3 protein-coding genes are annotated in these 1,654 nt (G+C 61.1%); 2 read left to right on the top strand and 1 reads right to left on the bottom strand.

Annotated features, from left to right (window positions below; all coding sequences use genetic code 11):
* A partial coding sequence (locus CXY83_RS00030; RefSeq protein ID WP_199184829.1) for an aromatic acid exporter family protein occupies positions 1 to 627 on the bottom strand: 627 nt, incomplete at its 3' end.
* Positions 628 to 825: 198 nt separating this feature from the next.
* On the opposite strand from CXY83_RS00030, the gene CXY83_RS17495 reads away from it, so the two are divergent.
* Together CXY83_RS17495 and CXY83_RS00025 are read left to right on the top strand one after the other, a co-directional pair.
* Positions 826 to 1,179: a hypothetical protein gene (locus CXY83_RS17495; RefSeq protein WP_158251767.1), complete on the top strand. Its 354-nt coding sequence runs from the start codon at positions 826 to 828 to the stop codon at positions 1,177 to 1,179.
* Positions 1,154 to 1,630, top strand: coding sequence for a transposase (locus CXY83_RS00025; RefSeq protein ID WP_158251766.1), 477 nt, complete (start codon positions 1,154 to 1,156; stop codon positions 1,628 to 1,630). Before CXY83_RS17495 ends, CXY83_RS00025 begins: the two co-directional genes overlap by 26 nt.
* Positions 1,631 to 1,654: the final 24 nt, after the last annotated feature.

The raw sequence follows: 1,654 nt of genomic DNA, 5'->3' as shown, positions 1-1,654 counted from the left end.
GGTCGCCCAGAGTTCACGCTCCGGAGGCCAACTCTCGACCAAGGCCACGGCGATATCGCTGAGGTGCGTGGCGAGGGTGCCTCGAAAAATAGTCAACCGTTCGACAGCCGTGCCGATCGCAAGCGGCGGCAAAATTAGCAGGTTGACCAAAAGTCCCACCACTATTCCCAGACAGACTTGGGTGAGATAACCGGCCGAGTAATCATCGGCTTCCGGGCCGCCGATGATGAGAACGAAAAGAGCAGTCAGAGGTACTTGTTCCCCGCCCACACCAAGCCATCGCATTCCTCCGATAAGAGAACCGAGGCCGATGACCAGCGAAATCGTCCACACGCTGGGCTCGCTCAGGAGGAGCACGGCCCCAGCGAGGGCGATTCCGACGGCCAGCCCAGCGAGGGTTTGTAAAGCGCTGCGGAGAGAACGCATAAGCGTTGGGTGCATGCTCAAAAGTGCGCCCAGCGGCGCGTAGTACCGCAATTCCTGAGCATCCCCAGGGAGAAAAGGGGACAGCGTCCAGGCAATCGCCACAGCAACAGCAATCTTGGTGACCTGGAGGAATCGCGGAGGTTGAAGACGACGGACCACCGCCAGCCGTGATGCGTTCCACGGGAAAATCGTTCTCGGCATCGTCTAAGTCTCTTCCGCGGCAACGGAGAGTTGGGATCCGCTCGCCCCGCAGGTTAAGCGCAAATACTGGCGAGGCGCTGGGAAACATCCGACGAGAAAGCCACTCCCGCAGTAGCCGGTACGGAGCTCAGAATTTTCGAGAAGGATGTCCACTTTCGATCACGCCGTGTCCGACAACGCGACGGCGATATCGAATCGATGCGGATCTTGCTCGCGGAACGCGCCTCAGCCACCAAGGCACGCACCGCGAGCATCAATCAGATCCACGGACTGTTGGTCAGCGCGCCCGAGGCAGTCCGACAGGATTTTCGTCGCTTTGACGGTGCCAAACTGGCGGTCACTCTCGCGTGCACACGTCCGGCGCCGGGGACCACTCCGGAGGTGATAGCTCGAGCATCCGCGAAACGGCTCGCGCAACGCCACCAGGCGCTGACGGCAGACATTGCCCATATCGACCAGCAACTCGCTGTCCTCGCCGTTCGTCAGAACCCGGCCCGCATGGCCGCAAGCGGAGTCGGCCCATTCGTTGCACCTGCTCGCCACCGCCGGTGATAATCCAAATCGCATTACCACCAAGGGTCAATTCGCAGCCCTCTGCGGCGCCGCACCGCTACCGGCATCCTCCGGAACACGGCAGCGCTTCCGTCTCTCTCGTGGTGGTGACCGGCAGGCCAACGCGGCCTTGCACCGCATCGTGCTGCTTCGCACACACCACAAAGAACCCCGTACGGCCTACATCGCCTGGCGGACCACCGAAGGCCTCTCCGACCGCGACATCGTCCGCTGCCTCGAACGCCACGTCGCCAGCGAAATATTCGCATTGCTCACCCAGAATCCCACCATCGCGCTACCTATCGGACCGCGGCTTCGACAACGTCGTCAAACCCTCGGAATCGTCCTCACTGAGGCGGCCAAACAACTCGACGTACCCTACCAGCGCCTACGGCGACTCGAAATTACACAACGTGCTGACACCAATCTGGAAGTCGCCTTCAGCGCATAGCTCGACGACAAAACTCAACAACCC

The sequence above is a fragment of the Cryobacterium sp. M15 genome (genome assembly GCF_002929675.1).
Classification (GTDB): domain Bacteria; phylum Actinomycetota; class Actinomycetes; order Actinomycetales; family Microbacteriaceae; genus Cryobacterium; species Cryobacterium lyxosi.
Note: the sequence above shows the minus strand (reverse complement) of the source record. Positions and strands in the feature narration are given on the sequence as shown.

Bases quoted from the DNA above. Each gene is read 5' to 3' on its own strand.
- CXY83_RS17495 (WP_158251767.1), top strand. From the start codon at position 826: ATGCGGATCTTGCTCGCGGAACGCGCCTCAGCCACCAAGGCACGCACC.